Consider the following 26986-nt stretch of genomic DNA (forward strand, 5'->3'; position numbering starts at 1 on the left):
TCCGGCAAAGCTAGATAATTAATTTTATTAAAGCAACTTTGTTGCATTAAAGGAGGTACACTGCGTTTCTGAATATAATGTTTATTTACACATAACAAATTGTGTTATAATAAAATATATATGATAAATATACCCACAAAAAAACCGCTCTGAAAAGAGCGGTATAGTTTTTATTACTTGTTTTTTCTTAGCAAGTAGATCCACACTCAAGTAATCTGATGTGAATTACACCATTGATTACACATTGTGTTTGGCATAATGTGTTACCTACAAGGGTACCCACACCGCCTAATACACCACCAACTGTAGAACCTACACCTGTAACAACACCACCAACGATAGTGCCTACACCTCCTACAACACCTCCAACTACACCACCTAATCCTCCTAGTAATCCACCGATTGGATCAAGTAATCCGTTACCAGAAATTGTTTTTAACTCGTTTCTGTCTAATTTTTTTAAGTTTTTCATAACTATAATTTTATATGATTATTACATTACGAATATAAGAATAATAATAATAAGTCGATAAGTTTTTCTGAAAAAATTAATAATATGTTTTTATAATTTAATATTTCATTAATATAAAAGCAAAATAATGAGAATATCGTTTAATGTGGTATCTGGTTGATTTACTAAATGTTAAAAAGCATATTTCAAATTCAAAAATTTAGAGTTATTAATTTATAAGTAAATATTGTCTTTTAATGAATATTCTTCAAAGCAAATAAGAAGCTTCTATAGAGGACAGGAAAATTAAAACTGAAGTTCAGGAGCTCAGTTTTTTCTAACTATTCCATAAAAATAGCTGTGAAAAACTGAATTTTTCTACTTTGTACAGTAAAACCAACCTTCCGGGTCACTGATAACGAAATCAATTTTGTATTTTTGCTGATATACTTTTATTTTATCAATGTCAATTTTTTCAAATAATATACGCTTCTTAAGAGCTAAGAGAAAACTTTCCCAACAAAATGTAGCTGACGAATTAACGATTTCCAGAGTAAGATATTCTAAATATGAGAATGGAATATCTGAACCGCCAATTGAGCTTCTGGTAAAAATTTCAAAATACTTCCATGTGAGTATTGATCTGCTGGTATCTGTAGATATCCAAAAATATCCTATGGATGAAATGCTGAAACTTCCGGATAACAGGATTGTGCTTCCGGTAGCTGTAGACCATCATGGGAATGATACTATTGAAATTATTCCCCAGAAAGCATCAATGGGATATCTGGAGGGGTATAGTGATGTAGAATATATTGAAAGCCTTCAAAGGATTGCACTCCCCTTTCTTACCAATGGAAAATACAGGGCCTTCCCTGCAGATGGAGACTCTATGCCTCCGTTTAGAGACGGGTCCTATATTGTAGGGAAATATGTAGAAGGAATAAATGACCTGAAACCGGGTAAAACCTATGTTTTTGTTACTTTAAATGACGGAATTACCTACAAACGTTTTAAAGAAAAGAATGAAAGCTCCATCAGCGTAAGTGCAGATAATTCGTTCTATGAGCCTTACGAAATCCCTTTTGATGAAGTGGTGGAAATATGGCAATATGCTTCAGGAATTTTTCCGGAAGACTTTGAACCCGGTGATTATGAAAGCTATAACTTTAAAGAAATGTTCCGTGAGCTGAGACAGGATATCAAAGATCTTGACCGAAAGGTTTCCGGCCGCCGGCGTAAATTGTCATCATAAATTTGCTATAGATCTTTGATTCTATAGAATACAGATAACAGACAGCCGGTTTTCTTTGTGAAGCCGGCTGTCTGTTATTTCTTAAAGCCTTTGTTACCAGCCATCATGGCTTTCAGTGTCGGTCTAATATAATCCATACCGGTGCATGGTCACTGCTCTTTTCCCAGCCCCGGACATGACGGTCTACTCCACCCGATTCTAGCTGAGAACTCAGATAAGGACTTAATAAAATATGATCAAGCCGTATTCCGGCATTGCGGTCATAAGCTTTGTACAAATAATCCCAGAATGTATAGATCTTTTCTTCAGGGTAAAGAGTACGGATAGAATCCAGCCAGCCTTTCTTTTGCAGCTCTTTATAGGCTTTTCTTACTTCAGTTCTGTATAATGCGTCATTTTCCCAGCGCTCAGGTTTATAAACATCGATAGGTTCGGGAATAATATTGAAATCCCCGATAAGGATTGCGGGAAGCTCCATTTTGATAAGTTGGTTCATTCTCCTTTTTAAGCGTTTGATCCATGAAAGTTTATACTCAAATTTTGATCCCGGATATGGATTGCCATTGGGAAGGTATAAGCAGCATATAACCATTTGATCAATAATGGCTTCTAAATATCTGCTCTGAAGATCTTCAGGATCACCAGGCAGAGAACGCTGTACTTCGGTGATCTCCATATTTTTTGCCAGTATGGCTACTCCATTCCAGCTTTTCTGCCCTTTCCATATAGCCTCATAGCCTGCTGCATTTATTTCTTTTAAAGGAAACCGTTCCTGTGGAGCTTTGAGCTCCTGAAGGCATACAATATCGGGTGATGATTCTTTCAGCCACTGCAAGAGTACAGGTAGCCGGCCATTTATTCCGTTGACATTATAGGTTGCTATTTTCATAATAGAAAAATATTAGAATGAACCATATTGAATAAGGCAATAATTATTCCATCATATGAGAAGAATTCTGTATTAAGACAGCCTTTAATGTACCATACAAAAGTACCATACATTATATAATATATGGTACTTTAGTAAAGGAATGGTTAAAACTAATTGTTGATGATATGTTTTTTTAAGGCCTAACGATACGTATTTTTTGAGGATAGAGGCCCTTTTCCGGATATGCTGGAAAAAGCGTATCACTCCACTGCCATCCAATCACAATTACACTATAAATAAAGAGGCAATAGTTTGGGCATCACTGCCACTCATCACTTCGTCATAAGCTGCTGAACCTGCTGCTGTCCCAAATAAGGATCCTGTATTGTATCCGGACTGGTTCACATTGTCCTCTCCTGCATATACAGGATCTGTTGCTGAAGGCATATTTCCGCCGTTGGCAAGTTCAATCCAGCCTTTATTGGCTCTCATTCTTCTTACCTGTGATGCATGTCTTGCTTCCACAGAATGAATCTGTAAAGCAGCTTGAAGGACAACTTTATTGGACATGACATTTCCGGCCTGTCCTTTATAAGCTCTTACTCCTGTATCTTCAAAAGCCTGCGCCAGGACCAGAAACTGATTGTAATCTGTAAAAGGAGAGAAACTTCCATTAGCCGTAAAATCAAAGGTTGGTTTCGCTCCCGGTGTTGTTCCCAGAGAAGTAAGAGTACTTTTCAGAAAACTAACGTGGGCTGATTCGTGTTTTGAGATCTGCATAAAAACCGGCCTGTCAGAATTGGGAATCAGGCCTGCTGTAGACAGCCCTAAGGCATAATATTCATTTTCAAGATATTCTAATACCAATGCCAATTGTAAAGCATCGGTTAATGTACTCTTTAATGCAGTACCTGTAAATTCTTTTGTTGGGGTTTCCGCTTTTGCCGGACTAACCACCAGGGCACCTAATCCAAAAGGAACGGCTGCTGTTGCTGCTTTTTTTCCGAATAATGACATATTCGTAATTGTTTCCAGTCTTGAAGCTTCTGCAGTAAAAAAATTATCATGAGAAAGCTTATCTAATAATTTAAGAATGTTCATAATACAAGATTTGAAGATGAATGATTAATTAATACCTCTTTCTTTCCAGGAGAAAGGAGTTTTTATAAACCCACCTGCAGCCATTACAATATCCTTAGGCTCTTTGGCAAGGTCCAGGCCGTTAGCATCTACTACATCATCTCCTGAGAAATCTGCAGATCCCGGATTGATCAGGTTTCTGATAGCAGAGGCATGTCTTGCTTCTACAGAAACTATTTTCCCGGCAATAACAAGATAAGCCGCATTGGTAATGTATTTTCCGGCTCCGTTATAGGCTGCTACTCCGGTATCTTCTAATGCTTTGGCAGTGGCAAGCACAGAGCTTCGGTTGTTAAAGTTCACATTGGGATACTGAAATTCAAGTTTTGGAAGGACATTCTCAGTGGCTCCGCTAATGGCTGCTTTAAAAAAATCCCTGTGAATGACTTCATGGTGATAAAGATCTGTGAAAACTTCTTTTTCAATACTTGAGATTCCGCTGTAAAAGTTATTAACTACTTTAGTATAAAAGTCTGCTTCAAGCTGTTCGAGGGCATAAGCGTAGTTTAATATACCCACATCTCCTGTTCCCAGATCAAATATTTTACCACCATCTATCATTTGAAAGTCATCATTATCATCACAACCTACCAGTGTGAGGCCAGCTATGGCTAACCCTATACCTCCCAGTTTCAAAAAGTTTCTTCTGCTGGTATCAAGGGTTGCTCCCTGATTAGAAACATGAATCGTTTTTTTCATAATATTAATTTTTAAGTGTTTGTTTAGATAATTGAAGAAAACAGCATACCTGCATATGCTGTTTAAAGCTTTATTAATTCTTATGGCATCAGAACTGTATCTATTACATGAATGACACCATTAGACTGGTTTACATCCGCGATGGTCACTTTTGCACTGTTTCCTTTCGCATCTTTTACATAAAGATCTTTACCTTTCGTCCAGAATGTAAGCTCTTCACCCTGTACAGTTTTCATCATACTTTTTCCGTTTCCGGCTTTTACTGCAGCCCATATTTCTTTAGCATTATATTTCCCGGATAGCACATGATACGTCAATATGCTGGTAAGCATAGCCTTATTTTCAGGTTTTACAAGGCTTTCTACGGTTCCTTTCGGAAGTTTTGCAAAAGCAGCATCTGTAGGTGCTAATACGGTAAAGGGACCTGCTCCCTGTAATGTTTCTACCAGACCTGCAGCTTTTACTGCCGCTACCAGTGTTTTATGGTCTTTAGAATTGACGGCGTTTTCAATAATATTCTTTGCCGGATACATGGCAGCACCTCCTACCATTACTGTTTTTTCTTTCATCATTTGTGCAGTTACCTTCCCACTAAAAGCGAATGATAAAGCGACCATTGCTAAAACTGCGGTTTTTGATTGTGTGTTCATTGTGCTGATTTTTTATTGTTAAGGTTGATTGTGTTCTTAGTGTCATTTACGAGGTTGGTTTTGTTTTAGATTGATAAAAAATGAAATAATCAACAAATACTTGATAATCAGTTATTTATTTTTTATAAAGAATGAAATCAAAGCAAATTTTATGTAGGTTTCAAGTAAGAACAGGGTTGATCATGGAATACACAGGTAGTATTGCTCTTGAATTAAGCTTTCCTGATATATCTTAAATAAAACCTTTAAAATCATATATGAAGTAAAAGATTTAATGATTTTATTTGGAATGTATTTTATTTTGCTACATTTGGAAAGAAAAATAATAATTATTAAGACAGCCTATTCTGAAGAGGAACTTATCGTTTTATTAAAAGAAAAAAACGAAAATGGTTTTCATTATCTGTATGACCACTATTCCGGTGCGCTGTACGGAATTATTCTTCGTATTGTTCAGTCTAAAGAATATACCGAAGAAGTGATTCAGGATGTTTTTGTCAAAATATGGAATTCTATCCATCAATATGATGAATCCAAAGGAAGGTTTTATACCTGGATGATCAATATTGCCAGAAATACAGCTATAGATTATTTAAAATCTAAAGGGTTTCAGAATGAGCTTAAAAACCAACCACTTCCGGATTTCGTATATAATACTACAGAACTTTCAACGACCAACAATTCATCCGATTATATCGGATTTAGCAATGTACTGGAAGGACTGGACGCAGACAAGCAGGAACTTATTAATCTGGCTTATTATCAGGGATATACCCAACATGAAATATCCGAAAAGCTGAAGATACCCCTGGGAACGGTAAAAACGAAAATGCGGAATGCATTGATGAAATTAAAAGATTTGCTAAAAGATTATCAATAAATTGAACACAAAAGAATACATATCATCCGGAATTATAGAATCTTATATTCTAGGCCATGCTTCTCCTGAGGAAGCTGGGATTTTGGAGTGTGTGATGAAGAATAATGCTGAAGTAAAAGCAGCTTTTGAAGAAGCACAAAAAACTTTGGAACATCTTGCTACGGCCCAGGCTGTAACACCTCCAAGTGATCTGAAATCTAAAATCTGGAATAAAATTCAACAGGAACAGTCTTCTGTTGAAGAAACAGCTTCTTCCTTTTCTATAGATACTCCGGAAGCAGAAGATAGCAGAAAAATTAAAACTCAGGAACAGATCCAGAGAAAAACAAACTGGAAAGCTTACGCTGTTGCTGCGTCTGTTTTATTCCTGTTAAGTGTGGCCGGAAATCTGTTTTGGATGAACAGCCAGTCTGAAACAAAACAGGAAATGACAAAACTGGCAGCGGAAAAACAATCTCAGGACGAAGCTATGAAAAAAATGGACCGGAAACTGGATATGTTTTCCAATCCGGACATGCAAATGGTGATGTTGAAAGGGGTTGAAAGACATCAGGACGCCAAGGCCATGGTTTTCTGGGACAAAAAAACAAAAAAAGTATACCTGAATGCTGAAAATCTTCCAAAAACTCCGGAAGGAATGCAGTATCAGCTTTGGGCTCTTGAAGATGGAAAACCGGTAAGCGCTGGAATGTATACTGAAGATAAAGACAGTCAGGTTCCACTGGCGACTATTTCAAAAGCACAGGCCTTTGCCATCACCCTTGAAAAACAAGGCGGAAGTCCGGTTCCTACTATGGAAAACATGTATGTAATGGGTGGAATATAAACTTTCCAATAATAAAACAAAAAATGAAGTTATAAAATTCCTCATTTTTTGTTTAACACACTTACCATTACTGTGATAGCATTCTATAGGGCTTCTGCATAATAGGAACCGAAACATTTTTATATCAATATTTTAGGCTATTTGTTGTTTTGATCAAAAAATATAAAACAGAACAAGAGTATTTTCACTCAAAATGATGAAGATGGATATAGTATATAAAATAAAAACAAGGCGAATACAATTCGCCCTGTTACCACCAAAAATTAATATGATATGAAAATATGAATGAGTTTATAGAGGTGAAGCTTTGAGCATGAGATCATGCAGATCTGTATTTTTAATGAAAGGCTGCAAAAGCTGACTTCCCGGACCATAAGCCGCCACTTCTACATAATCTCCGGAGTGATCCATACTGATCCACCCCACAGAATTACGGTTTTTCTGGATATCAGAATAGAGCTTAAAGGGGAGTTTCTTATAATTGTAAAGCCCCTCTTCTTTTTCAAGGCCATTATAGAAACTTAATAGATGTTTGGCTTCATCATCATTCAGAATCAGTTTGTTTCCTTCGTAAATCCAGTCTTTAATATCTTTTACAGAAAAATCTTTATGGATCTTATTCAGAATATATTCATTAGTGTATTTGTAATCTGAAATACTGTTGAAATTTTTAGTTGCATCAGTTCCGTAAATCGTTCCGGGATTGGCATTTCCATGATCTGTAGTAATGATGACCAGCGTATTTCCGTCTTTTTCTGCAAAGTCCATCACCGTTTTTACGGCTTCATCAAATGCAAGCTGATCATGAATTAATGCGGCTACATCATTGGCATGAGCAGACCAGTCTACTTTTCCTCCTTCCACCTGAAGTACGAAACCTCCCGGATGATCTTTCATCTGATCAATAGCGGTCTTTGCCATATCAGCCAGTGTAGGTGTATTTTTGAAATCAGGAAGACTGGCTTTGTCAATACTGTAAGGTAATGCTCCTGTACTGAATATTCCTATTATCTTTTCTCCTTTTTTAATGTTTTTCAGATGATTACGCTCCTTAAGCACCTGATATCCCTTTTTCCGATAAACAGCATAGAGGTCTTTTTTATCTTCCCGTTTTTCCGGATTAAAAAACTCATCGCCGCCGCCCATCAGGACATCTAACTCCAGCTCGGCATACATTTCAGCGATTTGAGGTTCTGCATTTCGTTGGGCAGAATTCACACAGAATCCTGCAGGTGTAGCATGGGTAATCGTTACCGTGGTGACACAGCCTGCTTTTTTTCCTGCTTTTTTAAATTTTTGCCATATAGGAAGATGCTTTTCACCATTAGGTCCTATGTTCAAAACCCCGTTTTTTACTCGGATTCCCCCCCCGAAAGCTGAACTTGCAGCAGCTGAATCTGTGACAATAGAACTGGCTGAAGCCGTATCCATCAATGCCCGTGAAACTTTTTGATCATGATACAGACTAAGCCAGTTACTTCCTTTTCCTAAAATATTCCTGGAATACAGGTCGGCCATTGAAAGTGTTCCCAGGCTCATCCCATCACTTACCATAAATATGATGTTCTTTGCACTTCCGGAATGGAGTTGCTCAGTACTTCTTTTGGAACTCCAAAGTTCAAGCGGAGATATTGTAAAGAGACCTGATAGTAATGCTGATCCTTTTAGAAATTTACGTCTGTCCATATGCTGTAAAAATAATGCTGAAAGGTATTCTATTTATGATATTATTGATACTTTGTTGCATTAATTAAAAGTTAATTTTAAATATGTTCAGGAAACGGATCCTGAAAGTCCTGTTGTTGGCTTAATAATTCTTTATCATTAATAAGACAGTCTTGGAGATCCTGTATCATTTGGTCTTTGTTTATATCCTGACCTATAAAAACAAGCTCATTGATTCTGTCGCCCCAGTTTTTATCCCACCTGCTTTCAATAAATTCCTGATTTTCTGTAAATGAATTATAGTGTAGTCTTTGATTCATGGGCATACTGGACCACCAGACTCCGGCTTTTTCCAAACGGAATGAACCTCCTGCCTGGGAGAAGTTTAACGCATCATCCGGTCTTGAAGCCAGCCAGAAAAGCCCTTTAGCCCTTAAAATACCTTCAGGATACCTCTCATTAAGGTAGTTCCATAACCTTTCAGGATGAAATGGCCTCTGATTCCTGAAAACCAACGAGCCTATACCGTATTCCTCTGTTTCCGGATTATGATGATCAGACTGAAGTTCTTTTTGCCAGCCGGCTGAAGACTGTGCGGTATCAAAATCAAAGAGATGGGTATTTAAAATATGCTGAGGATTAACCACTCCAAATTCTGAATAAATGATGCGGGCTTCAGGATTCAGTTTTGTTATAGCTGCTTTTAAAAATCCAAGAGTTTCGGAATCGATAAGATCTGTTTTATTTAAGACAATGACATTGGCAAATTCAATCTGGTCCGTAAGAAGGTTAACGATGGTTCTGTGATCCCCTTCCATATCTGTAAGGTCTCTGTCCATCAGTAATTCATTCGTTGAAAAGTCTTTCATAAAATTGAAGCTGTCCACTACGGTCACCATAGTGTCTACATAGCTGAATCTGGAAAGGTCTATGCCACTTTCTTCATCCATATAGGTAAATGTTTGGGCAACGGGGATAGGCTCACTAATTCCTGTACTTTCGATCAGCAGGTAATCAAAACGTTTTTCATGCGCTAAACGCTCCACTTCAATCATCAGATCTTCGCGGAGTGTACAGCAAATGCATCCGTTACTCATTTCTACAAGCTTTTCTTCCGTTCTCGAAAGTGTATTCTGATTCCCGATAAAATGCGCATCAATATTCACTTCACTCATATCGTTCACAATAACGGCTACTTTTAAACCCTGTTTATTGTGCAGAATATGATTCAGTAAAGTTGTTTTCCCGGCTCCCAGAAAGCCACTCAGTACAGTTACAGGAAGTTTCTTTGTCATGTATTAATGTTTATGATTTTTAAAATTGATAATATGTCCTGTAATTAAGCCTGCTGCTCCCACATAAATAAGAGGAATATGAACTTCAAATATAAAATCAGCCAGTACAGAAATGGCGATCAGAATAATAGAGATCCAGAACAGAAACTTGAGCCGGCGGTTGGCTATTTTTGCCGTTATTCTGAAAACTACGAGGGTTCCAATGATAAGAAAAGCCAGATCAATATAAGGATTATGGGATATTCCCAAAGGGATGATCATCAGTAAAGGGAAAACTATGCAATGAATCAAACATAAAACGGCGGCGGAGATTCCTACTGCATCAAGAATTTTTGACTTCATAAAAAGGATTGATTTAAATTTGTTATTGTAACTTTGTTGCAAAGTAAATACAAAATTTTAAATAACGCAACTTTGTTGCATTAAAAATATGAGACAAGTTAGAAATACCCATGCCAAAACTGAGATTCTGAACCTTATCAACGATTCTGAGGTGGCTCTTACCCATTCTGATATTCAGAAGAAATTAGGAGACTTGTGTAACAGGGTTACCATTTACAGAGTTTTGGAAAGGCTTGAAAACGAAGGTGCTATTCACAAGATAGTCAATATTGATGGGGTCGTTAATTTTGCAAAGTGTAGCGGGAAATGTACTCACGAACAACATTTTCATAATCACGTTCATTTCAATTGTAAAGAATGCCATTCTGTTACCTGTATTGAAAATGCGATACCCGAAATTAGTTTACCCGAGAATTTTATAGCTCAGGAGTATAACTTTATCATCAGCGGAATCTGTCCGAGATGTGCGCATGCTTAAACAAGGAAAAAGCATCCCTGGAGATGCTTTTTCATGATGATATTGGAACAAGCAATGATTATGCATAGGCTGCTGAAGCTTCTTTAGCAGCGGCTACCATTGCAATTAAAGCTTTTTCAGTTTCTTCCCAATGCCTTGTTTTGAGGCCACAGTCAGGGTTTACCCATAACTGGGTGGCTGGAATTACATTTTGAGCTTTTCTTAAAAGTTCAATCATTTCTTCTTTAGAAGGTACTCTTGGAGAGTGGATATCATAAACTCCGGGACCTATTTCGTTTGGATATTTAAAGTCTGCAAAAGCATTTAAAAGTTCCATTTGGGATCTCGAACATTCTATTGTAATGACATCTGCATCCATATCGGCAATATTTTTAATAATATCATTAAATTCAGAATAGCACATATGGGTATGGATCTGGGTAGCATCTTCTACTCCACTTGCTGAGATTCTGAAGGCTTCTACGGCCCATTTCAGGTAGTTTTGCCATTCTGCTTTTCTCAATGGAAGACCTTCTCTTATAGCAGGTTCATCAATCTGGATGATTCGGATTCCTGCTTTTTCAAGATCCACTACTTCATCACGGATGGCCAAAGCAATCTGCTTACAGGTTTCTGAACGGGGCTGATCATCCCGTACAAATGACCATTGCAAGATAGTAACAGGACCGGTCAGCATTCCTTTTACCCATTTATTGGTTTGGGATTGTGCATATTGAGACCAGTATATAGTCATTGGATCAGGGCGGGAGATATCCCCGAAAATAACCGGTGGTTTTACGCAGCGGCTTCCATAGCTCTGTACCCAGCCGTTTTTAGTGAAAATAAATCCTTCAAGCTTTTCCCCGAAGTATTCAACCATGTCATTACGTTCAAATTCTCCGTGAACAAGCACATCAATTCCTATTTCTTCCTGCCAGCGAATGGTTCTCTGAGTTTCCTCTTTTAATAAAGCATCGTATTGTTCTGCACTAAGATCTCCTTTCTTAAACTGGGCTCTCCAGCTTCTTACTTCTGTAGTTTGCGGGAATGAGCCTATGGTTGTGGTTGGGAATAGCGGAAGCTGTAATGATTCCTGCTGCCTTTCTTTACGGATTCTAAATGAGTTCTTTCGCTGAGCATCTTCTTCAGTAATGGCAGCTACTCTTTGTTTCACTTTATCATTATGGATAAGAGAAGATGTTTTTCTGCCGGCCACAGCCTTTTTATTGTCTTCAAAATCTGCAAGGATACTTTCGTCCTCAGTTCCTGAAGCAAGAGCTTTAAGACTTACGACTTCTTTCACTTTTTGTTTTGCAAAAGACAGCCAGTTTTTGATTTCAGGCTGAAGGGCCGTTTCAAAATCCAGATCACAAGGTGAATGAAGCAATGAACATGACGGAGCCACAAAAATTCTTTCTGTACCGAGTTTTTCAATAGCTTTTTTAATGAAAGCCAAAGATTTTTCATAATCATTTTTCCAGATATTTCTTCCGTCTACCACTCCTAATGACAGGCTTAAGTTTTCAGGAACAGTATGTAAAATATCTGCCAGCTGCTCAGGATTTCTCACCAGGTCTATATGCAGAACGTCTGCAGGAAGTGACACAGCAAGAGATGCATTGTCTTTCAATCCATTGAAATAGGTCGCAACGATGAATTTTAGCAGTGGGAATTGTTTTCTAAGTTCCCGGTAAACGTACTGGTAGGTTTCTTTTGCTTTCTCTGTTACATCTAAAGTTAAAAACGGCTCATCAAACTGAATCCATTGAGCACCCTGATCCTGAAGTTTTGTTAAGATTTCAGTGTATACCGGAAGAAGGTTTTTGGCAAGATCCAGTTTATCAAATCCCTCTTCTTTTTCCTTTCCTAAAAGAAGATAAGAAACAAGTCCGATGAGTACCGGCTTGGAATTAATTCCTGCTTGTTTAGCTCCTGCAAACTCGTTGAATATTTTGTCGGAAGTCAGTGTAAACTGCTGATTTTTATAAAATTCAGGAACAATATAATGATAATTGGTATCAAACCATTTGGTCATTTCCATGGCCGTGATATCCAGCCCGTCTTTCTGGTATCCTCTGGCCATCGCAAAGTACAGATCCAGCTCTGAATTATTTTTTTTAAGGGCTACTTCATGATAACGTACCGGAATAGCACCTACAATTAAGCTCATATCCAGTACCTGATCATAATAGGAAAAATCATTACATGGAATAAGGTCTATCCCTGCCTCCTTCTGAATATTCCAATTGTGATTGCAGATATTCCTTCCTGTAGTAAGAAGTTCTTCCAAAAGGATTTTGCCTGACCAATATTGCTCGCAGGCTTTTTTGAGTTCTCTTTTGCTACCAATTCGCGGATAGCCAAGAATGTGCGTTTGCATTTTTTTTAAACTTTTAATTAAACTTATTTTTAAAAGCTCTTTGAATGCTTCGTAATGCTTTTGCCGGTAAGATTTTTTGGGGAAATAATGCATACCTGACAGTTCCGTTTTACTCTTGGAAAAACGTACTAAAAAGTATATCATCTGTATGACCCAAAGCTTCAGACCGCGAAAGCATTGTCAATTCAGTAAAGGCAGGTCTCCTGACTTGTAACAGTTTCTGTCGTCCTTCCCGCTTAGGCAGTGGATCACAAGGACAGAACCCTTTGGTATGTTACTTACAGTTGCGCGACAGCTCGTGATTTGCACACGATTCCCTATTAATTTACCTTACGTAAAACCTCTCCTGTTTGATGAAGTATCTGTAAAGAACTATTCTTATCAATTACATTTTCTATCTGTGCTAATAGAAGATTTTAATTTTGTGTAAATTTACAAATACAGAATAAACGAATAATAAATAGTTTTAAATAAAGTAAATAAATCTGTATAATTTTATTTTAAAAGAATATAATTCTGTAATTTTGAATAAAATTAATACTAAAAAGAATAATATCCTGTGGAACATCTTGATACCAAAGATATACAGCTGCTGAGACTGCTTCAGAAAAATGCAAAACTTACCGTTAAGGAGCTTGCCAAAGAAATTAATCTTTCCCCTTCTCCTGTTTTTGAAAGGGTGAAACGTCTGGAACAGGAAGGCTATGTGAAAAAATATGCTGCGGTTCTTGATCCGGATAAGCTTAACCGGGGTTTTACCGTTTTCTGCCAGATCAAGCTGAAAATTCATGACCGTTCTGTAGGCTATGATTTCGTTAATGAAATTCTGGAAATAGAAGAAGTGGCAGAATGTTATAATATTTCCGGAGATTTTGATTTCCTGCTGAAAGTTCAGGTCCGGGATATGAAACATTATCAGGATTTTGTATTCAACACACTGGGTTCTGTAGATTCTATCGGAAGTACGCACAGTACGTTTGTAATGGCAGAAGTAAAAAATACCCATGGATTAACAATCTGATATTTTTGAGTACAATCGTTTTAGCTGGTAACGGGTATTTGGAGAAAATAAAGGAATCGATGGGTGAATTCCTGTTATTTCAGAAGAAAAAGAAATAAAAATAAGACAGAAACAGTTTATTAAAAATTGCTTCTGTCTTATTAGGCTCCTTATAAAGGTGAAATGTACACTTCTATTTTAGTGCCGTCATAATTAAAGGTTCCGTCTGAATTTCTTTTACCTAAGAAAACCCAGTCCATATCTACGGGAACAGACCATGCTGATCCTAATGAGAATCCGTTTACAGATCGGATTTCGTTACCATTTCCTGTAGTAATTGCTGAATGAAACCATGTTTTGTCGATAAGTCTGTAGAAGCCGATTGCTTTTCCTGCCGGAATGGGAGCGTATCCATCCCACTTTTCTCCTTCCGGATATCTGAATACAGTCAGCCATTTTTGTCCTGCTGATTCAGCAAGCTGATTCGGGCTTATCCGGGCACCTCGCATGTATAAAGCATAAGCTACTACATCATGACATACGCCGGTATTATACTTTGAGATATTTTCTGCGCCTGACAGAACGGCATGAGCAACGGGTGCTCTTTCTGTTACAGACAGCTGAGCTTTCCTTGCTCCTTCTGGGGTTACAAATGACATATTAATAATTTTGTTTGGTTATTGTAAAGATAGCTCTTTTAAATTTAATGCTAATGAACTGTTGTTTTGAAGGAATTTATTCGAATTTAAAGTGGATTTTCAAGAATTTTAATAAGAATGTAAGTACACACTAAATAATTCTGAAAGCAACATAAAAGTGTAAAAGCTCTGTTTAAAAAAAGAATATAGTCTGAAATTCTGCCCTTCTGGTCCCCATTGAGGAACTTAGTTACCTTATTAAACGATGTTAAACCTGTCTGTAAATAAAATATTAAGCTTCCAACTGAAAAAGTACCATAGTCGCATCATGATAATGGGCAGGAAGCCCTTCGGTATCAGCTATTTTTTTAGCGCCTAATTGGGTAAATCCGCATTGTATATAATAATCAGCCAGTCTTTGGTTTCCTGCTGTGGTATCCATTCTTACATATTTTTTCCCACTTTCCTTTGCGAATTGTGCCGACCATTCAACAATCTGTTCCACAAATTTCTGTCCTCTGAAATTTGGATGGGTAGCAATCCTGTGAATATAAACGGCAGGATCTGCATTTCTTTCTTCCCAAACCTGAGGATCATTAAATGTGATGCTCCAGACACAGGCAATCTGTCCGTCTACTATAATTTTCCAATGGCGGTTTTCTTTAATTTCTGTTTCTATCATGCTTCTGTCAAATTCCGGCCATTGTACCCCGGATACTGTTTTCTTGAAATCAGAAGCCATTTTATAAAGAGCAAAAACTTCATTAATATCCTGTAGAAAGGTGTTCACTATCATTATTACGTTATTGTTCTTCAAAAATACCAAAAAATAAACAGATGTATATTTATTATTGTTATTCAGAATGGGTATAAATTCCATTCTATTGCAGACTTCCGTTGGGAAAAGAAAATAAAAATACTATTTTTATCGTCCGATAAAGAAAACACACATTATGCCGACTGATGCTTCTCTCAAGCTGATTCCGATGACAACCTTCGTAATTGAATACTATTCTAATGAAGGGTATGCCGATCTTCAAATTTTAAATTTGATGAATAATTATGCTAATTTTCTAAGAAAACCACTCTATCTTGGAATGTTTGTTCCTGTAGATAAGCAAGGAAATGTACTGAAGGAGCCCAAAAATTATGCTTCCTGGAAGTCCCTGGAGCATAATGATGGAAAAAGAACGGATGTGGTGGGATTTGAAGAGTATGCAGAGTATCAGCAAGCAGAACAAAAATGTATGTTTGAAGGTTTTAAAGTGGATTATAACGGCTACTCAAAGGTGAGAATCGTAGCATCATATGATCCTTCCATAGAATTATCTTTTAATAAAAATGATATGATTCCTCTGGGTTTCAATGATGTGGAATCTCTTACTGTTTTTGATGATATTTATTTGACACCTGATGCTTTAAAAGTGATTGGAATAAAAAATAAGCGATAAACTAAACATCACCTGCAATATCCTGATTTTAATACAGTTTATACTTAATTTAAGTATTTTCAAGACTATTTATTTTCTTTTCTAAACTCAGACGGAGACTTCTGTTGATAGGCTTTGAATATTTTATTAAAATGGCTGGTATCATTAAAACCCAGTTTATCAGCAATTTCATTAATATTGTAATGGCTTTGCAGGAGAAGCTTCTCTGCTGTTTTTATTTTGTATTGAATGATGTGCTGCTGTATTGAAAACCCGGTTTGCTTTTTCACATAAATACTGATATAGTTGGGAGAAAGCAGAAATTCTTTAGCCAGGTTCTCAATTTTCATTTTATCTGTATCCAGTACATTGACATTGATATAGTACAGGATCTTTTCAATCCTGCCTACATGCTGAAAAATCCATTTTTTATGGGTGGTGGTTTCCATGGTATTTCTAATCAGAACCGTTATAATGGCTGAGAAGATATCTGTTAGAATCTCTTTATTATATCTGCTTTGATGACTGAATTCATAGAGTAGAATGTGGGCAAGCTGTAACAGGTGAGCTCTGTCAGCTTTATCGTTGATGGCCGATTCATAGACAAAAGACCGATCTTCCATAAGAAGCTGAATGACCTTTTTTAATTCATTCTTTTTATTCATCAACAGGTTTTCCCATATATATTGCTCTGTAAATTTTATATAGATAAACCTTGTTTTACTTTTTATAGAAAACTCATGTCCGTCACTGGGTCTGAGCAGAAAGACATCGCCTTTTTTATAAGGAAATACAATACCGTTCAGGTGGTGGAATCCTTTTCCTTTCTCAATGATAATCAATTCATAGAAGTTATGATTATGATACTCAACATCCCATATTTCTTTTTCAATACTGAAAACATTAAAGGAATTGAAATTAACAATGCGTTTCATAAAGAATGGATTTTTACAAATTTACCATTAATTTTTACAATATATAATGATTGAATACTAAGCAATTTTGCAGAACAAAAATATTCGAAATGAACTATATAAGACAATCAGCATCGTTGCTTTTCTCTACCGTATTCCTGGTTTCCTGCTTCAGTAATGACGACAGGACCCAAGGGGAAAATAGTAACCCAAAGGAAACACAAGTCAAAGGAAAAAGATATTGGCCCAATGGTGCTCAACTGGTTATTTCCGTCTCTATGCAGTTTGAAACCGGTGGACAGCCTGAAGGTGCTGAAAGCCCTTTTAGCGGGACTCCCCTTCCAACGGGCCAGCCGGATCTTCCTGCGGAAAGCTGGTACCGTTATGGGGCCAATGAAGGCATTTACCGTATGCTGGATCTTTGGAAAAAATATAATATTAAAGTAACATCCCATATGGTGGGAACTGCTGCCGAAAAATATCCGGAGGTTGCCAAAGCCATTGCAAATGGAGGCCATGAAGTAGCTGCCCATGGTTTTACCTGGGATAATCAGTGGAATAAAAGCTTTACTGATGAATTGTATTTTGTGAAAGAAGGTGTAGACGTTGTTGAAAGAATAACCGGAAAAATAGCGGTAGGCTATAACAGCAACTGGCTGAGGAGAAGTCCGAATACATTGAAAGTACTACAGGAACTCGGATTTTTGTACCATATAGATGATGTAAGCCATGATGAGCCTTTCATTACTAAAGTTAAAGGGAAAAATTTCATGGTAATACCTTATACTATCCGGAATAACGATATTGTGAACATTGAAGGCAAACACTGGAGCCCTGATCAGTTTCTGGCTCAGCTGAAATTTGAGTTTAACCGTCTCTATGAGGAAGGAGCTTCTAAAAGGAGAATGATGAGCATAAGCTTTCATGACCGGATTGGCGGAACGCCTGCTATGATTCATGCCATGGAAGAGTTTATCAAATACACTCAGAAAAAACAGGGGGTTGTTTTTATGAGAAAAGATGATATTGCCAAAATGGTGATGAATGATCCCAGGACTCCTGTGGATAACAGTGAAGAGAAGTATAATAAGTAAGAGAGCATGTACTGTATACTTCCCTTTCAGATCCTCAAAAATAATATAACACATAAAAATAACAACAATGAATAAAAGAACCGGATACTTTTTCCTTCGTATATCAATGGGAATCAATTTTTTTGGACACGGGCTTGTGAGGCTCACCAAATTACAGGATTTTGCAGGCGGAATGACAACGGGTTTTGAAAAAAGCTGGCTGCCACAGGTATTGGTACATGCTTTTAGTACAGCACTACCCTTTCTCGAGTTTACAATTGGTCTGCTGCTTATGATAGGTTTCAAAACCCGTATTGTCACGATGAGTGGAGCATCACTCATTGTGATGCTGCTTTTCGGGTGCAGTACAGTTGAAAACTGGGAGGCCATGGGAATTCAAATGATCTATGCCGGATTATTTTATATCCTGATCAGCAGAATAGAGGATAATAGTCTTGCATTGGACAGGAAGTGATACCATGGCTGAAGGTGAGAAAAGTTTTCTCACCTTCAGCCGTCTTTCAGAGATTGTGTTACAAATTCCGATGATTGGGATACCTATTTTTTCCGATGATGCCCGAATTTTGTATCAGAAATAAAGATGGTTATCAATGGTATTTTACTGATGATCAGTTTTAATAAGAAACTCTGAAAATAAAATAGTATGCAAACAATATTAGGAGCCAATGGGAAGATTGGGCAGGAACTGGCAAAGGAACTGAAACGGAACTATACCTCCGATATCAGAATCGTCAGCAGAAAAGCCGTTAAAGTAAATGATACCGATACTGTATTCTCTGCAGACCTCACAGACAGAAATAAAGCAATAGAAGCGGTAAAAGGAAGTGAAATTGCTTATTTTACACTGGGACTTCCTATGGATACGGATTTATGGGAGAAACAGTTTTCAATGATTCTAAGAAATGTAATAGATGCCTGTATTATCAATGGAACGAAGTTGGTATTTTTTGATAATACCTATATGTACCCTCAAAATAACAAGGTCCTGACGGAACAGACTGCTTTTGCCCCTGTAGGAAGAAAAGGAATGGTAAGAAAAGAGATGACCGACATGCTTCTAAAGGAAATGGCAGCCGGAACTATAGAAGCGGTGATCTGCAGAGCGCCTGAGTTTTATGGACCTGGAAAGACACAAAGTATTACCAACAGTCTTATTTTCAATGCCATTAAAGAAGATAAGAAACTGAAAGTTCCATTGAGGGATGACCAACTTCGAAGCCTGATCTGGACCCCAGATGCCAGCAGTGCTACTGCTTTAATAGGAAATACGCCCGATGCTTTCGGTCAGACCTGGCACCTGCCTGTAGATGATCATAAACTGACCTATAAACAATTTATGACACTGGTTTCTCAGGTATATGGGAAAGAATTCCGGTATTCTGTCATTCCTAAAATAGCTTTCAGAATAGGTGCCCTTTTCAATAAAAATGCAAAGGAACTGCTGGAACTGCTTCCAAGATATGGGTATGATAATCTGTTCGATGATTCTAAATTTAGAAAAAGGTTTCCCGATTTTCAGGTAACGACCTACAGACAGGGAATTGAGCAAATCCGAAAAGAACAGCTGGCAGCAAAGTAAATATATTCTTAGAATAAATCACCCTATTTTAAACCACAACTCGAAAATTCGATGCAGTAAAAGTCACAAAAGATTTTAGCACTTAGGTGGGAAGATCTCCAAAAATAAAATTTTGTACCTTTTTCATTCAATTATCAATACATTTAAAGTGGTAAAAGCAGAAAGCCAATGAAAGCACCTGAAAAAATAACCTCCATTACGACACTGCATCTTTATTTAAAGCTGGGAAGACCTTCCCATCCTTTGATCAGTGTTTTTGACTTTACTGAAGTTTCTGCTGATCCTAAGAGTCTTCGCAGTGCTGTAACTACAGATTTCTATGTTGTGGCCATTAAGAATGATTGTGCAGGAAAATTTAAATATGGCCAGCAATATTATGATTTTCAGGATGGTATCATGTATTTTATTGCTCCCCATCAGGTGGTACAGTTTGAAGATATTTTACTTTCCGAAGTCAAGGGCAGTGTATTGCTTGTTCATCCTGATTTTTTACAGGGATATCCTGTAGCATCCACGGTAAAGGAATATGGCTATTTTTCATATGCTGCCCATGAGGCTTTACATCTTTCTGAAAGAGAAGAAAAGTCTGTTACGGATATCATTGATAACATCCGCAGGGAAACCGAAAATAATATGGATGTTTTCACTCAGGATTTATTAGTCTCCAATATTGATTTGCTGCTGAAATACTGTGACCGTTTTTACAACCGCCAGTTTCTGACCAGAAAGAAAATGAATCATGATCTTTTGATTCAGCTTGAAGGGTTACTGAATGATTATTTTAAAAACGACAGATTAATTATGGATGGAATCCCTACTGTACAGTTTATTGCCTCAGAAATGAATATCAGTCCCAATTATTTAAGTGATATGCTTAGAGTTCATACAGGCCAAACTACGCAGCAGCACATTCAGAACAGGCTGATTGACAGAGCAAAGGAATTACTGTCTACAACAGCGATGACCGTGTCTGAGATTGCTTATTATTTAGGATTTGAGCATCCACAGTCTTTTCACCGTTTATTTAAAAACAGGACGGCAGTTTCACCGCTGGAATTCAGGCAGACGTTTAACTAAAAATAGCTTTATAAAAAGAAACACTTACTCTTAAGTCCTATGAGTATATTACTTATTTGGCCTTTGAAGGAGCAGTTACTTCCACGAGTCTGTAGTTCTTGTAAATATAATTGACCGGGCTGTATCATTCCCTGTACTACTCCATCTTTTATACTTTTAAATTATGACGGGATGTGCCCTTAGTCCTTTTTTTCTTTATCCAATTCTTCCTGAAATTCAATTAAAGCTTTTGTGGTACCGGATTTTAAACTTCCTTTTTTTTCTCCTTCTTCCCAGGTTTTAAAGGCTTTTTCTCTTAATCCCAATGTAAAATAATAAGTTCCCAATACGGTATATCCTTCAGGTTCTCCAAGATCTATAATTTTCTTTGATAGTGAGAGTAGTTCAGGATGAGGTTTTATTTTTTTTGACGCAATGTTTACAGGGTCTGTGAGAAGACCAGGAGTATATTGCAGCATTTTTAACCCAAAAAGATTCATACAAGCCTTTGCTAAGCCTTTATTACACAGGTCTTCATTTATTTTTGAGGTTTTACCGGAGGCTAATGCTTCAAAATCAAGATCTGACCCTGTGGAACTTTTTGTTTTGTCATAATATTCGGCTAACAGCTGGGCTTTCTTTTGGGCATCTGCCGGATGACGTCTGTTATTGATTTCTGAGCCGTCTTTTTTGGGAATCCAAACTCCTTTTTCAATCCAATCTGAGATTCCTGTAAGTTTTCCTTTTTTGATCTTGAAAATGAAGATACTTTTATCCGGATAAATGATCAGGCTGTCATTTCTTGTAAAATAATCCCCATAATCCATATCAGCTATCAATACTTTTCCATTGCCATCGAAATTAAAACTATTGTAAAGTGTTTTATCATTACTTGCCTTATAATAACCTTGTAAAGAATTATCTGCTTCCTGCGCTGATAACATATATGTTGAGAAGGATAATATGGTTAAGAATAATTTGTTTTTCATCATTTTCTACTTCTTTATTATTGAATAATTATTTTTTACAAAGCTATTGAATAGAATGCGAATTTAATTAGTCAATTTCAGCTATTTTTATTCATTACTTATTGCATTATTCACCCATGATCTGAATACAATTCCTAAAGAGCCTATCTCCATTAAGGCAGAGACCGGAATTTATGAAATGGATCCTTTTACATGGCTAAGCTATTTTCTCTATCTTCCACAGACCCTGTATTTACTGTTCCTGTCCCTTTTCCTGTTTCAGGGATGTACCGGATTGGGAATTGATAAAAAATAAGCTCCCGTTATGAATCTTATTTCAACCGAAAAAGCTCCCAAAGGAGCTTTTTTTATGCCTGTATTATAATAATGATTTTATGATGGTGATAAGACTCATGACAATAACAACTACGCCTACTACAGCAAACATTTTATTAGTGGGTAATTTCGAGGTAAGCATCGCTGAAAACGGAGCCGTAAAAACGCCTCCCAACAGAAGCCCCAGCACAATATTCCAATGATGAATCCCAATGGTGAAAATAAAAGTGATGGCACTGGTGACCGTTAACAGGAATTTAGCAACGGTTGAGCTGCCTACCACATACCTTGGAATTCTTCCTTCTTTTATTAATGTTCCGGTAACCAAAGGCCCCCAGCCACCGCCTGCAAAAGAGTCTATAAAACCACCCACCAGTCCCAATACTCTGAGATTCGTTCTCCGTTTTGTTCTGATGCGGCCTGTTTTTTTGTTCTTAAAGGCATTTTTCAGGATATTGACTCCCAGATATAACGTATAACAAGCGATAATAGGCTTCACGATGTGGGCATAGTGTTCACCATAATGAGATAGGGTTAATGCTCCGATAATGGAACCTACGATGGCTAACGGGAACAATACCCACACCATTTTCTTATTGACATTTCCTAATTTGTAATGGCTGAATCCTCCGGCTGCAGTGGTAAATGATTCTGCAGAATGGATACTTGCGCTCACTACGGGTGGCGGAACATTGAGCAAAAGCAATATAGTAGTACATATCACACCATATCCCATTCCCATAGATCCGGCAACTATTTCTGCCATAAAACCTGCAAAAAGCATCCAGTAAAAAATATGACCATCTTTACTCAGGAAATTCTGAATATCACCGGAAAGATTGAACTGATAAACAACAAGCCCAAATATTCCAAACAGCAGCAAAACGCCGATAATCACCAGATAAATATTTGCCTTTCTCTGGGCTATTTTGGTAATATTGATCAACTTTTCAATTTCTATATTTGATGTTGCCGGAGAGGCCGTTCCTTTAGATAAATACTGGGTAGTTATTTTATTGAGCTCTTTTACTTTGTAATTAAAGTCTCCCTTTAACTGGTTTCGTATATTGTGCATATTATCAAGTATATGCTCCATTTCATCAGGAATGGTTTCTGTAAATGTTTCTCTTAACCTCTTGGCTATGGTTGGTGATTTTCCGTTGGTTGAAATGGCAATTTTAAGGCTTCCTTTTTTCACAATAGATCCTAAATAAAAATCACACAAATCCGGTTTATCTGCAATATTGACCAATACGTTATTCTGATGGGCCTGTTCTTTGATCTGTGCTGCCAGTGCAATATCATTTACTGCTACAATGGCCAGATCAATATTCTTAAAATCATTCTCGTTGTAAGGTCTTTCATGCAAAGTTATATTAGGGTATTGGTTTTGTAAAACCCTAACTTCCGGAATGATGTCTTTAGCCACCAGTTGTATGGAGGTTTCAGGTGAGTTTCCAAGTACTGATTCTAATTTTTCAAGAGAAACCTTGCCACCACCAATGATTAGTAATGATAAGTTTTCAAGCTTTAAGAATATGGGATATAGTGAGTTATTCATCTTAATTAAAGTTTTAAATCATAGGTGAAAGCGAGATAGTATAACCCTCCGATTTCAGGTCCGGCGGCGTACTGAAAATAACGGCGGTTAAGCAGATTGGTGGCCCCTACTTTTATATTCGCATGGATCTCAGGAAGTTTCCATGTTGCCTGGGCATCTATGGTATAATAAGCCGGTATTTCTCCTGAAGCTAAAGGACTTTCCCACATAAAGCTGTTTTGCCACCTTGCGACCACCGTAAATCCAATATTCTTAATAATTTCCCTGTTGCCCACACTTATATTAACCATCCATTTCGGAGTATTGAATGCCGTAATAAATAGATCCGAATTGTTGTTGGAAGCAAGATCATTATAAGAGATATTGGTGTTGATGTTATAATTTTTAATAACATTATACCGGACTCCTAAAGAAGTTCCATAGCTTTTGTAGGTCGTGTTACTGTTTGTATAGACCCTGTATCGGTCCTGTTTGCTACGGTCCAGCATGGCAAGCACTGCCGTATTGCTTCCTACCTGGCTGTTTTTAGGAACGGCAACTTCTACCTGGCCGAGGAACCCTTCGTAGATATTGTAATAAAAATCCCAGTCCAGTACAAGTTTATTATTGAAAAATACAGATTTATAGCCTACTTCAAATGAATTGATCTTTTCAGGTTGTAGTTTTTGCAGATTAGCGACCGTTAAAAGCTGTTGACGGTCCTGTGCTGCCTGACTTTGACTTTTTCCTCCGTCTACATCCGCATTTACAGCAGAAGTAAATCTGTCAATAGAAGCGAGTGTGTAAGAGTTTTCCAGATAACCTAATCCTTCATTTACTTTGGAAAGGCCTCCCACTCTTCGTACATTTCCGTTGTTGACAAAGGAAAGAGCCTCAAAAAGTGAAGGAAAACGGTATCCGTTTTGAAAGGAAGCCCTGAAGTTATGTTGGGTAACAGGAGAATAGACGATACTTATTCTCGGGTTAAGCTTGGATTCAAATTCCGGGTTTCTGTCAACCCGTAATGCTGCATTCAGTTTTAACTTATTATCAAAGAAAAGTTTGGTAATCTGTGCAAATAGGCCATACTTCTGATAGATAACATCTTTCCCGAATGTACCGTTGGCCAAAGGAATATTTCTCTCACTCACAGGTCTGTTGAAGTCTACGAAGTTATTTCCGTCCGGAGTGATGCTGTATAAACGGTAATCTATACCGGCAAGAAGATTAAATATTTTTACAAAGCGGGTAAGATCATAGGTAAGCTCGCCCTGATAAAAACGCGATTTTTGCTCCAGCTTAGCGCCACCAGTTGCTGGTGCTCCTGCAATTCCGGCATTGGCAGAATCCCAGTTATTAATTCCGATAATGGTATTTTTTAACTGTTCAAAAGCTGTAGTTCCCGGGACTGCTCTATTTTTATCGGCTTCCAGACGGGCCAGAATAAAAGCATTATTGAGACTTTGCCCCGCATTGAGATTATTCTGAAGGCTTGTTTGAAATATATTTTTCCAGTTGGTATTCGAAAGGTTGGTGAGATCCATGTTATCGGCTAAGGGTTTCAGATTATAGGAATCTCCGGTATTTTCAATGGAGACATAGGCCCTGAAAGTCAATTCTTTGCCTGTAAGTTCTATTTTATGGTTTTGAACGGTAGCATTCTGTAGCCTGATTTTATTTCCCCTTTGAAATGTCCCATCTAGTAATCCGTACCGGTAAACATAGGAAGCTCTCCACTGATCTCCAAAACGGTAATACAGCCCTGCATCAAATTTTATATTTTTCACATCAGGATTTACCAGGTCTTTTTCCAGGTATCCTGTTCTTGAAACATTGAAAGTAGTAGGTTTTCCGTTATAATCAACCTTTACAGCTACTCTGTTATTCCTTTCGTCACCGTATTTATTCCAGAGATCTTCAGCAGGATTATTTGCTAAAGAAAAGTTAGGATTGGCGGTGATCAGTGAATTGGGATTTTGGTCCGTATGATGATCTGAAATCCAATCTACTCCGCTGAAATAAGAAGCATTCACTTTAACAGCCCAGTTTTTATTGAAAACTTTTGCAAACCGAATGGCACTTTCTCCCAGAGAAGATATTTTATGACTGACATTGTCCACATGATTGACCCCACCCCGGAAATAAACACTTACTCCCTGAGAGGTAAAAGGATCTTTTGTCTGGAGGCTTGCCAATCCGTTGATGGCATTCATCCCATACAGTGCAGAAGCCGCTCCCGGAGTCACTTCCATAGACTGAATATCCAGTTCGGTAGGCCCTATTGCATTTCCCAATGGTACTCCCAGCGTTGCAGACTGTACATCTACCCCATCCACCAGCTGCATAAACCGAAAATTATTAGGTGAATTGAAGCCCCTGGAATTAGGGATCTTCAGGGTGAGACTTGAAGTCAGCAATTGAAGCCCTTTCACGTTTTCCAGCGTTTCATAAAAGGAAGCAGCAGGACTTTCCCGGATCGTTTTGATATCAATTTTCTCAATGGCAACCGGTGATCTCAAAATTTTTTCGGGAGCTCTTGATGCTGAAATAACAACCGCGTCAATAATGGTATTTTGAGGATTGAGTCCTATGGTTATTTTGTTGGTAGATGAAAGAACTTCAACCGTTTGGTTCGAAAACCCCTCTTTATTAATCACCAATCTGAATGGAATGGTAACTCTGGTTCTTATCTTAAAATGACCAAGTGGGTCCGTTAATGCTGTATCTTCTGTATTTTCAATCTGTACTTTTACTGAGTCAAGACCTTTACGGGTACCTGTATTCCTGATGCTCCCTGTTAATTCAATAAGTTGCTGCTGTGCTTCCGCCAGGTTAAAAAATAGAAATGTAAATGCAATAATGCCTGCTTTTGGCAGAAAGGCTCCTTCTTTTTTGTTTTTCATTTTTCTTCATTTTTTAGGTTGAGAATGAAGCTGTCTGAACTTTTTTAATAAAACACCATATTTTCTACCACAAAACCTTAAACACTTTAGTTTTTTTCAAGTGAAAATCTTCGTGTATAAGAAGTACATTAAGTTTTTTGAAAATCTCTGATTTTCCTAAGTATTTCAATTTAAGTACGGTATATTCCCCTCCTCCGGAGGGGTGGCAAACCAAAGGTTTGACGGGGTGGTTTTACTACATTATAAAAGTTAAACAGCCTGATTGGTATTGTTATCTGAGAATCAACAACAGATACACATTCGTTCGCCTAAAAGAAGATAGTGCTGGTTTATTTTTTTCCGGTCATAAAAAAGGCTAGTCATATTTTCAATTTTAGTTTTTTAATGTAGGGACGTATTTTAACCACAAAAGGAACAAAGTTTCAACACTTTAGTTATTTTTTAAGTTAAAAGCTTTGTGGATAGTAAGTACACTTCAGTTTTCTGAAAATCAAAGATTTTCTGCTTCTGTGAACTTTTTATACTGCATCATTTTAAACCGACTTAAGTGAACTAAAGTGTTTAAAATAAAAACTTTTGTGACTTTTGTGGTTTAGAATAAAAAGTTTAAACACCTG

General features: G+C 37.4%; 25 protein-coding genes and 1 riboswitch. Of the genes, 10 read left to right on the plus strand and 15 right to left on the minus strand.

Annotation, left to right across the window (positions count from 1 at the left end):
* Window positions 1-187: 187 nt before the first annotated feature.
* A complete protein-coding gene (locus MP478_RS07850; RefSeq protein ID WP_179140018.1) occupies window positions 188-472 on the minus strand; it encodes a hypothetical protein in 285 nt (94 codons plus the stop codon).
* A 442-nt stretch (window positions 473-914) separates the two neighbouring features.
* On the opposite strand from MP478_RS07850, the gene MP478_RS07855 reads away from it, so the two are divergent.
* The gene (locus tag MP478_RS07855; RefSeq protein ID WP_230039040.1) at window positions 915-1706 is read left to right on the plus strand and encodes a LexA family transcriptional regulator; all 792 of its coding nucleotides are present in this window, start codon (window positions 915-917) and stop codon (window positions 1704-1706) included.
* 112 nt (window positions 1707-1818) lie between these two features.
* Here the strand turns inward: MP478_RS07855 and xth are convergent, their stop codons facing one another.
* The 4 genes from xth to MP478_RS07875 form a co-directional block, all read right to left on the minus strand.
* Window positions 1819-2595 carry an exodeoxyribonuclease III gene (gene xth / locus MP478_RS07860; RefSeq protein ID WP_257188803.1) on the minus strand — a complete coding sequence of 259 codons (777 nt, stop codon included), beginning with the start codon at window positions 2593-2595 and terminating at the stop codon, window positions 1819-1821.
* Window positions 2596-2862: 267 nt separating this feature from the next.
* Window positions 2863-3678: a ferritin-like domain-containing protein gene (locus MP478_RS07865; protein WP_257200111.1), complete on the minus strand. Its 816-nt coding sequence runs from the start codon at window positions 3676-3678 to the stop codon at window positions 2863-2865.
* Window positions 3679-3702: 24 nt separating this feature from the next.
* Window positions 3703-4416 (minus strand): ferritin-like domain-containing protein, encoded by a 714-nt coding sequence (locus MP478_RS07870; RefSeq protein ID WP_230039046.1) that lies wholly within the window; start codon window positions 4414-4416, stop codon window positions 3703-3705.
* Between the two features lie 80 nt (window positions 4417-4496).
* A complete protein-coding gene (locus MP478_RS07875; RefSeq protein WP_230039048.1) occupies window positions 4497-5066 on the minus strand; it encodes a fasciclin domain-containing protein in 570 nt (189 codons plus the stop codon).
* 310 nt (window positions 5067-5376) lie between these two features.
* Between MP478_RS07875 and MP478_RS07880 the strand changes: the two genes are divergently transcribed.
* Window positions 5377-5946, plus strand: a complete 570-nt coding sequence (locus MP478_RS07880; RefSeq protein WP_230039050.1) for an RNA polymerase sigma factor — start codon at window positions 5377-5379, stop codon at window positions 5944-5946.
* Window position 5947: 1 nt separating this feature from the next.
* Entirely contained in the window at window positions 5948-6772 is an 825-nt protein-coding gene (locus MP478_RS07885) for an anti-sigma factor (RefSeq protein WP_257200112.1), read from the plus strand.
* A 291-nt stretch (window positions 6773-7063) separates the two neighbouring features.
* On the opposite strand, the gene MP478_RS07890 is transcribed toward MP478_RS07885, so the two are convergent.
* The 3 genes from MP478_RS07890 to MP478_RS07900 form a co-directional block, all read right to left on the minus strand.
* The gene (locus MP478_RS07890; RefSeq protein WP_257200113.1) at window positions 7064-8458 is read right to left on the minus strand and encodes an alkaline phosphatase; all 1395 of its coding nucleotides are present in this window, start codon (window positions 8456-8458) and stop codon (window positions 7064-7066) included.
* A gap of 77 nt (window positions 8459-8535) precedes the next feature.
* Window positions 8536-9732 (minus strand): GTP-binding protein, encoded by a 1197-nt coding sequence (locus MP478_RS07895; protein ID WP_257200114.1) that lies wholly within the window; start codon window positions 9730-9732, stop codon window positions 8536-8538.
* A gap of 3 nt (window positions 9733-9735) precedes the next feature.
* Complete coding sequence (locus MP478_RS07900; RefSeq protein ID WP_230039058.1) at window positions 9736-10074, minus strand: MerC domain-containing protein; 339 nt, start codon at window positions 10072-10074, stop codon at window positions 9736-9738.
* Window positions 10075-10162: 88 nt separating this feature from the next.
* On the opposite strand from MP478_RS07900, the gene MP478_RS07905 reads away from it, so the two are divergent.
* Window positions 10163-10552, plus strand: a complete 390-nt coding sequence (locus tag MP478_RS07905; protein ID WP_257188796.1) for a Fur family transcriptional regulator — start codon at window positions 10163-10165, stop codon at window positions 10550-10552.
* A 58-nt stretch (window positions 10553-10610) separates the two neighbouring features.
* Here MP478_RS07905 and metE read toward each other — a convergent pair whose 3' ends face one another.
* Entirely contained in the window at window positions 10611-12911 is a 2301-nt protein-coding gene (gene metE / locus MP478_RS07910) for a 5-methyltetrahydropteroyltriglutamate--homocysteine S-methyltransferase (RefSeq protein WP_257200115.1), read from the minus strand.
* 175 nt (window positions 12912-13086) lie between these two features.
* Window positions 13087-13271, minus strand: a riboswitch (cobalamin riboswitch).
* A 199-nt stretch (window positions 13272-13470) separates the two neighbouring features.
* On the opposite strand from metE, the gene MP478_RS07915 reads away from it, so the two are divergent.
* Window positions 13471-13932 carry an Lrp/AsnC family transcriptional regulator gene (locus MP478_RS07915; protein ID WP_257188794.1) on the plus strand — a complete coding sequence of 154 codons (462 nt, stop codon included), beginning with the start codon at window positions 13471-13473 and terminating at the stop codon, window positions 13930-13932.
* Between the two features lie 149 nt (window positions 13933-14081).
* Here MP478_RS07915 and MP478_RS07920 read toward each other — a convergent pair whose 3' ends face one another.
* Together MP478_RS07920 and MP478_RS07925 are read right to left on the minus strand one after the other, a co-directional pair.
* Window positions 14082-14570, minus strand: coding sequence for a hypothetical protein (locus MP478_RS07920; protein WP_230039066.1), 489 nt, complete (start codon window positions 14568-14570; stop codon window positions 14082-14084).
* A gap of 271 nt (window positions 14571-14841) precedes the next feature.
* Entirely contained in the window at window positions 14842-15345 is a 504-nt protein-coding gene (locus MP478_RS07925) for an N-acetyltransferase (RefSeq protein ID WP_230039068.1), read from the minus strand.
* Between the two features lie 157 nt (window positions 15346-15502).
* On the opposite strand from MP478_RS07925, the gene MP478_RS07930 reads away from it, so the two are divergent.
* A complete protein-coding gene (locus tag MP478_RS07930) occupies window positions 15503-16000 on the plus strand; it encodes a hypothetical protein (protein ID WP_230039070.1) in 498 nt (165 codons plus the stop codon).
* Between the two features lie 65 nt (window positions 16001-16065).
* On the opposite strand, the gene MP478_RS07935 is transcribed toward MP478_RS07930, so the two are convergent.
* Window positions 16066-16914 carry an AraC family transcriptional regulator gene (locus tag MP478_RS07935; RefSeq protein ID WP_257200116.1) on the minus strand — a complete coding sequence of 283 codons (849 nt, stop codon included), beginning with the start codon at window positions 16912-16914 and terminating at the stop codon, window positions 16066-16068.
* Between the two features lie 89 nt (window positions 16915-17003).
* Between MP478_RS07935 and MP478_RS07940 the strand changes: the two genes are divergently transcribed.
* The 4 genes from MP478_RS07940 to MP478_RS07955 all read left to right on the plus strand — a co-directional run bounded on the left by MP478_RS07940 (window position 17004) and on the right by MP478_RS07955 (window position 20643).
* A complete protein-coding gene (locus MP478_RS07940; protein ID WP_257200117.1) occupies window positions 17004-17987 on the plus strand; it encodes a polysaccharide deacetylase family protein in 984 nt (327 codons plus the stop codon).
* Window positions 17988-18054: 67 nt separating this feature from the next.
* Complete coding sequence (locus tag MP478_RS07945) at window positions 18055-18441, plus strand: DoxX family protein (RefSeq protein WP_257200118.1); 387 nt, start codon at window positions 18055-18057, stop codon at window positions 18439-18441.
* A gap of 189 nt (window positions 18442-18630) precedes the next feature.
* On the plus strand, window positions 18631-19566 hold the full coding sequence (locus MP478_RS07950; protein WP_257200119.1) for an NAD-dependent epimerase/dehydratase family protein: 936 nt from the start codon (window positions 18631-18633) through the stop codon (window positions 19564-19566).
* Between the two features lie 168 nt (window positions 19567-19734).
* Window positions 19735-20643 carry an AraC family transcriptional regulator gene (locus MP478_RS07955; RefSeq protein WP_257200120.1) on the plus strand — a complete coding sequence of 303 codons (909 nt, stop codon included), beginning with the start codon at window positions 19735-19737 and terminating at the stop codon, window positions 20641-20643.
* A 179-nt stretch (window positions 20644-20822) separates the two neighbouring features.
* Here the strand turns inward: MP478_RS07955 and MP478_RS07960 are convergent, their stop codons facing one another.
* The 3 genes from MP478_RS07960 to MP478_RS07970 all read right to left on the minus strand — a co-directional run bounded on the left by MP478_RS07960 (window position 20823) and on the right by MP478_RS07970 (window position 26369).
* A complete protein-coding gene (locus tag MP478_RS07960; protein ID WP_257200121.1) occupies window positions 20823-21614 on the minus strand; it encodes a hypothetical protein in 792 nt (263 codons plus the stop codon).
* A gap of 355 nt (window positions 21615-21969) precedes the next feature.
* The gene (locus MP478_RS07965; RefSeq protein ID WP_257200122.1) at window positions 21970-23487 is read right to left on the minus strand and encodes a TSUP family transporter; all 1518 of its coding nucleotides are present in this window, start codon (window positions 23485-23487) and stop codon (window positions 21970-21972) included.
* 5 nt (window positions 23488-23492) lie between these two features.
* On the minus strand, window positions 23493-26369 hold the full coding sequence (locus MP478_RS07970; RefSeq protein ID WP_257200123.1) for a TonB-dependent receptor domain-containing protein: 2877 nt from the start codon (window positions 26367-26369) through the stop codon (window positions 23493-23495).
* Window positions 26370-26986: the final 617 nt, after the last annotated feature.

This window comes from Chryseobacterium sp. WG14 (assembly GCF_024586945.1).
GTDB lineage: Bacteria > Bacteroidota > Bacteroidia > Flavobacteriales > Weeksellaceae > Chryseobacterium.

Bases quoted from the DNA above. Each gene is read 5' to 3' on its own strand.
- MP478_RS07940 (WP_257200117.1), top strand. From the start codon at position 17,004: ATGAACTATATAAGACAATCAGCATCGTTGCTTTTCTCTACCGTATTC.
- xth (WP_257188803.1), bottom strand. From the start codon at position 2,595: ATGAAAATAGCAACCTATAATGTCAACGGAATAAATGGCCGGCTACCT.
- MP478_RS07960 (WP_257200121.1), bottom strand. From the start codon at position 21,614: ATGATGAAAAACAAATTATTCTTAACCATATTATCCTTCTCAACATAT.
- MP478_RS07855 (WP_230039040.1), top strand. From the start codon at position 915: ATGTCAATTTTTTCAAATAATATACGCTTCTTAAGAGCTAAGAGAAAA.
- MP478_RS07870 (WP_230039046.1), bottom strand. From the start codon at position 4,416: ATGAAAAAAACGATTCATGTTTCTAATCAGGGAGCAACCCTTGATACC.
- MP478_RS07925 (WP_230039068.1), bottom strand. From the start codon at position 15,345: ATGATAGTGAACACCTTTCTACAGGATATTAATGAAGTTTTTGCTCTT.
- MP478_RS07875 (WP_230039048.1), bottom strand. From the start codon at position 5,066: ATGAACACACAATCAAAAACCGCAGTTTTAGCAATGGTCGCTTTATCA.
- MP478_RS07850 (WP_179140018.1), bottom strand. From the start codon at position 472: ATGAAAAACTTAAAAAAATTAGACAGAAACGAGTTAAAAACAATTTCT.
- MP478_RS07955 (WP_257200120.1), top strand. From the start codon at position 19,735: ATGAAAGCACCTGAAAAAATAACCTCCATTACGACACTGCATCTTTAT.
- MP478_RS07970 (WP_257200123.1), bottom strand. From the start codon at position 26,369: ATGAAAAACAAAAAAGAAGGAGCCTTTCTGCCAAAAGCAGGCATTATT.
- MP478_RS07930 (WP_230039070.1), top strand. From the start codon at position 15,503: ATGCCGACTGATGCTTCTCTCAAGCTGATTCCGATGACAACCTTCGTA.
- MP478_RS07950 (WP_257200119.1), top strand. From the start codon at position 18,631: ATGCAAACAATATTAGGAGCCAATGGGAAGATTGGGCAGGAACTGGCA.
- MP478_RS07935 (WP_257200116.1), bottom strand. From the start codon at position 16,914: ATGAAACGCATTGTTAATTTCAATTCCTTTAATGTTTTCAGTATTGAA.
- MP478_RS07905 (WP_257188796.1), top strand. From the start codon at position 10,163: ATGAGACAAGTTAGAAATACCCATGCCAAAACTGAGATTCTGAACCTT.
- MP478_RS07895 (WP_257200114.1), bottom strand. From the start codon at position 9,732: ATGACAAAGAAACTTCCTGTAACTGTACTGAGTGGCTTTCTGGGAGCC.
- MP478_RS07945 (WP_257200118.1), top strand. From the start codon at position 18,055: ATGAATAAAAGAACCGGATACTTTTTCCTTCGTATATCAATGGGAATC.
- MP478_RS07865 (WP_257200111.1), bottom strand. From the start codon at position 3,678: ATGAACATTCTTAAATTATTAGATAAGCTTTCTCATGATAATTTTTTT.
- MP478_RS07890 (WP_257200113.1), bottom strand. From the start codon at position 8,458: ATGGACAGACGTAAATTTCTAAAAGGATCAGCATTACTATCAGGTCTC.
- MP478_RS07965 (WP_257200122.1), bottom strand. From the start codon at position 23,487: ATGAATAACTCACTATATCCCATATTCTTAAAGCTTGAAAACTTATCA.
- MP478_RS07920 (WP_230039066.1), bottom strand. From the start codon at position 14,570: ATGTCATTTGTAACCCCAGAAGGAGCAAGGAAAGCTCAGCTGTCTGTA.
- MP478_RS07900 (WP_230039058.1), bottom strand. From the start codon at position 10,074: ATGAAGTCAAAAATTCTTGATGCAGTAGGAATCTCCGCCGCCGTTTTA.
- metE (WP_257200115.1), bottom strand. From the start codon at position 12,911: ATGCAAACGCACATTCTTGGCTATCCGCGAATTGGTAGCAAAAGAGAA.